The sequence below is a fragment of the Patescibacteria group bacterium genome (assembly GCA_034660655.1).
In the GTDB taxonomy this organism is placed as follows: domain Bacteria; phylum Patescibacteriota; class Patescibacteriia; order JAACEG01; family JAACEG01; genus JAACEG01.
In genome coordinates, this window is record JAYEJU010000019.1 from 1 (window position 1) to 6,990 (window position 6,990).

The 6,990-nt window shown below is 30.3% G+C and carries 7 protein-coding genes; 1 reads left to right on the forward strand and 6 read right to left on the reverse strand.

What is annotated here, in order from left to right:
• Nucleotides 1-124 precede the first annotated feature (124 nt).
• The 6 genes from U9O55_01135 to U9O55_01160 form a co-directional block, all read right to left on the reverse strand.
• Nucleotides 125-943, reverse strand: coding sequence for an ABC transporter permease (locus U9O55_01135; protein ID MEA2088430.1), 819 nt, complete (start codon nucleotides 941-943; stop codon nucleotides 125-127).
• 20 nt (nucleotides 944-963) lie between these two features.
• Complete coding sequence (locus U9O55_01140; GenBank protein MEA2088431.1) at nucleotides 964-1,257, reverse strand: four helix bundle protein; 294 nt, start codon at nucleotides 1,255-1,257, stop codon at nucleotides 964-966.
• A gap of 96 nt (nucleotides 1,258-1,353) precedes the next feature.
• Nucleotides 1,354-1,602, reverse strand: coding sequence for a helix-turn-helix domain-containing protein (locus U9O55_01145; GenBank protein MEA2088432.1), 249 nt, complete (start codon nucleotides 1,600-1,602; stop codon nucleotides 1,354-1,356).
• A 278-nt stretch (nucleotides 1,603-1,880) separates the two neighbouring features.
• A complete protein-coding gene (locus U9O55_01150; GenBank protein ID MEA2088433.1) occupies nucleotides 1,881-2,813 on the reverse strand; it encodes a GDP-L-fucose synthase in 933 nt (310 codons plus the stop codon).
• Complete coding sequence (gmd, locus tag U9O55_01155; GenBank protein MEA2088434.1) at nucleotides 2,797-3,837, reverse strand: GDP-mannose 4,6-dehydratase; 1,041 nt, start codon at nucleotides 3,835-3,837, stop codon at nucleotides 2,797-2,799. Before gmd ends, U9O55_01150 begins: the two co-directional genes overlap by 17 nt.
• 74 nt (nucleotides 3,838-3,911) lie before the next feature.
• A complete protein-coding gene (locus U9O55_01160) occupies nucleotides 3,912-5,297 on the reverse strand; it encodes a sugar transferase (GenBank protein MEA2088435.1) in 1,386 nt (461 codons plus the stop codon).
• 147 nt (nucleotides 5,298-5,444) lie between these two features.
• Here U9O55_01160 and U9O55_01165 point away from each other — a divergent pair.
• On the forward strand, nucleotides 5,445-6,990 hold a 1,546-nt coding region (locus tag U9O55_01165; GenBank protein MEA2088436.1), incomplete at its 3' end, for a S8 family serine peptidase.

A 6,990-nucleotide genomic window follows, 5' to 3' on the forward strand; every position in this document is an offset into this window, starting at 1 on the left:
TAAAAATGGTTTTTTGGCAATATTTGTTAAAACATCACGTAAAGCAATATAGCCGCCTTTTTGGCAGGTAATATTATATTTTTTGGAAATATTTTTTACGGTTATTATCGGTTGGTTCATAAAATTATACTATATCAGCGAAATATCTTTCTGTTTTTTTAAAATAAATTATGCCAATTATTAAAACTATTAAACATACAAATCCTGAGATTCCAAGAAGCAGCCAGTTTATTGGAGCATTTCCAAACAGAGCTGCTCTTACGGCTTTGATTACGCCAGTCATTGGATTTATAGCTAAAATCCATGAATATTTCCCGGCAATGCTGGCAGGGTAAATAACAGGCGTCACAAATAGCATCATTTGAATGAAAAATGGCAAAACATATCGCACATCCCTGTATTTAACATTAACTGAAGCTAAAAATAATCCCATTCCAACCGCTGCCATAAAAGTGATTATTAAGAGAAGAGGCAATATTAACAAACCGATTAAATTTGGAGTATATTGATAATAAATCATCATACCAACGAGAATTACTGACGCTATAAAAAAATCAACTAATTTAGTGGCTGTGCTTGATATTGGCAAGATTAAACGGGGAAAATATACTTTTGTAATAATTGCTTTATTTGCGATTAAGCAATTGCTAGTTTCAGATAAAGAAGTTGAAAAAAATTGCCATAAAAGCAGCCCTGAATAAACAAAAATCGGATAAGGTATTCCATCAGACGGCATTTTTGCCAGTTTGCCGAAAAAAATAGTAAAAACAACCATTATCATAAATGGCTGAAAAATTGCCCAAAGAATTCCGATTACTGTTTGTTTATATCTAACTTTAAAATCGCGCCAAGTAAAAAAATAAAGCAATTCTTTATATTTCCAAATTTCTTTTATATCATTAAAACTAAAAGTTTTTTTAGGTTTTATAACGGTTGAGTTCATAAAGTTGAAAGTCTATAAAGTTATAAAGTTTTAATAAGTCCTGATAATAATTTTGAAATTTCAATTGATAATCCATTTAACTCGTTATATTTTTCTTTATTAACATAGTTAAGTTGTAGTGAAAGATGTAACATTGATCTAGTTTCCGCGCATGATCCTTTCGCTATAAATAAGAAATATTTAAATTCTTTATTACCCTTTCTTTCAAATCTTTCAGCAATATTATTCATTATTGAAACAGATGACCTTTGAATTTGGTTTTTAAAACCAAAGTCTTTAATATCTCTAAAAATATTGTAAATATTAACAGTCAGTCTTTCTGCTTTTTACCAAGATATTATATCTTCAAATTTTTCTATTTTCATATTGTTAGCTTTATAAACTTTCAACTTTCAACTTTTAACTAATTTTTACCATTTGTTTATTTTATCAACTATTTTATTTTTCAAATTTAAATAAGATTTTATAGCTTTTTTTTCAGCAGTAGGGGATACTAATCGTAAAATTTCTTTCCCCAATATTCTATATTGTCCGCCGACTTTATTGGCTTTTAATAGGCCTTTTTTAAGCAAGCGCTTAACAGTGCTATTACTAATTTTTAATAGTTTTTGTGTTTCAGAAGTAGTATATATTGTATTTGGTTTTATTTCTTGTTCCATATAATTAATTATACATTAAAGTGTCAAAAAGTGTCAAGTAATATCATTTTTTTTATATAGCTAATTTTATGCGCCTAAGTTTGTTTAAAAAATATTACCATAAATAAATTTTTTTAATAACAGTAAATTCACACAAATATACAAATTTGATACGAATATTACAAATAAAATTTGTATTATTTGTAGTTGATTTGTAGATTTGTGGTTAAACAACTATAGTTATTAAATAATATTTTAATATAATTCATAATTGTTATAATTAAATTGTATAAGATAGGTTATCTGGCTTTTGACTTCGTATACCATTTATAAGTATTTTTAATTCCTTGTTTTAACTCTGTTTTATGTTTCCATCCTAAATTACGCAAATGATCAACATTAAGCAATTTTCTTGGCGCGCCGTCAGGATTGTTGTTGTCCCAAATTATTTTTCCTTTATATTTTATAATATTTTTAATTATTTCTGATAATTCTTTAATACTAATATCTTTGCCAGTTCCAATGTTTATAATTTCAGAGTCATTATAATTTTTCATTAAAAAAATACAAGCGTCAGCTAAATCATCAACATATAAAAATTCGCGTTTAGGATTTCCTGTCCCCCAAAGTATTATTTCTTTTTTATTATCTGTTTTCGCTTCATAAAATTTGCGGATTAAAGCTGGAAGAACATGCGAATTTTCTAAATCAAAATTATCATTTGAACCATATAAATTAGTGGGCATTACGGAGATAAAATTTGCGCCGTATTGTTGATTATATGACTGGCACATTATGATTCCAGCGATTTTTGCTACAGCATATGCTTTATTTGTTGATTCTAATTTTCCATCTAAAAAATATTTTTCTTTTATCGGTTGCTTGGCGAATTTTGGATAAATACATGAGCTTCCTAAAAATAACAATTTTTTTACATTATTCAGATAAGCGTTATGAATAATATTATTTTGAATTTGTAAATTTTCATAAATAAATTCAGCCGGATATTTTTTATTTGCCATAATCCCTCCGACTTTTGCCGCTGCTAAAAAAACATATTCTGGCTTTTCTTTTTTAAAAAAATCAGCGACAGCAAAAATGTCTAATAAATTTAGCTCTTGTCTTGTTTTAGTTATCAGATTATTATAGCCTTGGTTGGAAAGATTTCTTGTTATTGCCGAACCAACTAAACCTCTATGACCGACAATGTAAATTTTAGAATTTTTTTTCATTATCATAGTCGGCTTTTGCCATTATTTCAACTAATTTATTAAATTTAATTTTTGGCTCCCATTTTAACTCTTTTTTCGCCTTGCTGTAATCTCCTAGTAAAATATCAACTTCTGCTGGGCGAAAATATTTTGGATCAATTTCAATTATTGTTTTTTTTGTTTTTTTATCAATACCTTTTTCATTAACGCCTTCTCCTTCCCATATTAAATCAATATTTAGAAATTCGCATGTTTTTTCAACAAATTCTCTTACACTATGCGTTTCACCTGTGGCTAAAATATAATCATCTGATTTTTTTTGTTGTAGCATTAACCACATTCCATAAACAAAATCTTTTGCGTATCCCCAATCTCTCCTAGCGTCTAAATTTCCTAAATATATTTTATCATCTTTCTTTAATTTAATTCTGGCAAGTCCGCGAGTAATTTTTTTAGTAACAAAAGTTTCGCCTCTGCGATGAGATTCATGATTAAATAAAATGCCGTTGCAAGCAAACATATTATAACTCTCCCTGTAATTTTTTGTAATCCAGTAAGCGTAGACTTTAGCGCATGCGTAAGGCGAGCGAGGATAGAAAGGCGTATTTTCGGTAATAGGTAAATCATCTGATTTCACTTTTCCAAACATTTCAGATGATGACGCTTGATAAAATTTTGTGTTAATTTTTGTTTCTTTAATTGCGTCTAATATTCTTGTTGTTCCAAGTCCAGATATATCTCCTGTATATTTTGGCAAATCAAAACTTACTCGCACATGGCTTTGCGCTCCTAAATGGTAAATTTCGTCTGGTTTTATTTTTTCTAAAATTTTATTGATATTGGTTCCATCAGAAAGATCTCCATAATGCAGATGCATTTTTACGCCATTTATATGCGGATCTTTATAAAGATGGTTGATCCTTCCTGTATTAAAACTGCTGGAGCGTCTAATAATTCCATGCACCTCATAATTTTTTTCAAGCAACAGCTCCGCTAGATAAGAGCCGTCTTGCCCTGTAATTCCAGTAATCAACGCCTTTTTCATAGAGTTTGTTTTAAAAAATAATTCATCCCAATAATCCCAATTATCTCAAATTTCCCAAAAATTCCAAAGCTTGATCATCGTCCGCCGCCTTTTAGAATCGTATTAATTGTTTTTAATGTTATGCTTAAATCCAAAACAGCTGACCTGTTTTTTATGTAAAATAGATCATATTGCATTTTTTCCATTGAATCATTTATTGACGCTCCATAAGGGAAATTGATCTGCGCCCAGCCACTCAAGCCAGGTTTTATAATTAACCGTTGTTTGTAAAACGGGATATGTTTTTCCAAGGTTTCAATAAATTCTGGGCGTTCAGGCCGCGGACCAATAAAACTCATTTCGCCATGAAGCACATTAAAAAGCTGGGGAATTTCGTCAATTCTTGTTTTTCGCAAAAATTTTCCAACTCTTGTAACGCGGGAATCATTTTTTTCCGCCCATTGAGGCCCATTTTTTTCAGCGCCGTCAACCATTGTTCTTAATTTTATTGCTAAAAATTTTTTATTGTTTTTTCCTGTTCTTATTTGCGAAAAAAAGATTGATCCTTTGCTGTCTAATTTTATAATTATAATTAAAAACGGTAAAATTGGCAGAGATATCGCGAGTCCTAAAATCGCCAAAATAATATCTATAATTCGTTTGAAAAATTCATAAAATTTTTTTTCGCTTTCTTGCAAATTTTCCAAAAACCATATTTCATTTATTATATTAACAGGAATTTTTCCTGTTAACTGTTCATAAAAGCGTGGAAGGTCAAAAAATTTTATTCGCGAATTTAAATTTTTATACAGCTGTTTGCTTAAATTTTTATTTGACCTATGATCCGTCGCGCTGACAATTGTTTGGATTTTTTCCTGTTTAATAATTTTTGTTAAATCAAAATCATTATTAGTGATTATTTTAATATTACTTGGCAAATTTATATTTTGCTGGTTTTCATCGCTATTTATGATTGCTATTATTTTGTATCCTAACTGCGGATTTTTTATAATTTTATCTATTATTTTTAAGGACTGTTTATTTAGTTCTATAATTAAAAGATTATTTCTAACAGCTGAGGAACTAACGGCATTGTTGTATATTTTCCGCCAAAAATAGAAAATCACGGCAAATATCAAAATATTAATTAACAAAACTCTTTTTGGCTGGATCCCAATATTAGGCATAAGATAGAAAAAACCGATTGCGATTGTACTGTTGATTGCTAGAGATTTCCACAATAGCGAATAAAACGGCAATCTATTTTGCTGTTGGGAAGGATCATACAGTCCTATTATATAAAAGACAACAAGCCAGATCAGGTATATAAAAGTAAAGGGCAGAAAATGTTTTTGCCATAATCCGTTTTCAATAGGAAAGCCATAGCGGATAATAATTGTTAAAAACAAAGAAAAATAAAGCGTTGTTAAATCTCCGCCTAAAAGAAAAAGTTTTTTTGTTTTTTGCGTCAGGTTATTCATAGTTTTAACATATCAGATTTTTTATATTTTGTAAATTTTATTCTCGATTTTTATATAAATTTATAGTTTCTATTGAAATTTTTATAGTAGTTGATACAATATAAATACTAAATAGATAAAAACCATTTTAGTGTTTTTAGATTTTTTATGTTTAGAAAAATTATTATATTTTTGTTTTTAATTTTATTATCTTGTCCAAATATGGCAAGCGCTGTTCTAATTCCTAATGATCCTTTATTTTATAATCAAAATTATCTTAAATCAATCAGAGCGCAAGACGCTTGGGACATTTCTGACGGGAGAGGAGTGACAATAGCTTTTTTAGATTCAGGAGTTGACATTAATCATCCTGATTTACGGGAAAATATTTGGATTAATTTAGGTGAAATTCCAGACGATGGGATAGATAATGATCATAACGGCTATATTGACGATCTAAATGGCTGGGATTTTATTGATAATGATAATAGCGCTTTGCCTGATTTAGAAGATAATTGTTTAGAAAATGGAAATTGTTCAAACATTGGAGTAAATCATGGAACTATTGTGGCAGGCGTTGCGGCGGCAAAAGGAGAAAATAGGGAGGGAATTATAGGATTGGCTTATCGCGCTAAAATTATGCCGCTTAGAATTTTAGATAATGAAGGCGTAGGGAACATAAGAGCTGTTGTTGAAGGTATTAATTACGCTATTTCAAAAAAAGCTGATATAATTAATTTAAGTTTAGTAGGATCTGTCAAAAGCGATATTTTAGACAAAGCGATAAGAAGGGCGCATAAAAAAGGCATTGTGATTGTTGCTGCCTCAGGCAATGACAGTTTAAATAATAATGGATTTGATTTGGATCAAACTCCGATGTATCCTGTCTGTGAAGATCAGGAACAAAATTTTGTTTTAGGAGTGGGGGCATTAGATAAATCAGGGAAAAAGCTTAATGTTTCAAATTATGGAAGCAAAAGCATTGATGTGAGCGTGATTGGAGAAAATTTTTATAGCACTCTGTTTTATTCAGAAATAGACGATAGTTTTTCCAAGCGTTATGGAGGATGGTGGTCTGGCACTTCTGTTTCAACAGCTTTAGTCAGTGGAACAGCCGCTCTCATAAGGTCGGTTAATCCTCATTTTGACAATGACCAAATAATGGATTTAATAATCAACACTTCTAACAGTTTAGACAATCTAGAACCTAAATTTAGCGGAAAAATGGGCAAGGGATCTTTAGATGTTTATCGTTCCGTCAAGGCAGCTGTTGATAATATAGATGATCGTTTTATCAGACGCAATTATTCCCAAAAATATTTATTAGGAGCACCGGATAATAATTTTAATCCAACAATTAATTTTTTTAATTTATCAGAAAATAACTTTTTTGTAAAAGAATTTTTCGCTTATGACAAAAATTTTCGCGGAGGTGTGAATGTCGCATCGGGAGACATTGACGGCGACGGCATAAGCGAAATAATAACAGGCGCTGGAAAAGGAGGCGGTCCGCACATAATGGTATTTGATCAAATAAACAGAATTAAATCTCAATTTTTCGCTTATGACAAAAATTTTCGCGGAGGCGTGAATGTCGCATCGGGAGACATTGACGGCGACGGCATAAGCGAAATAATAACAGGCGCTGGAAAAGGAGGCGGTCCGCATATCAGAGTGTTTGATATTGACGGGAATTTAATGTTTCAATTTTTTG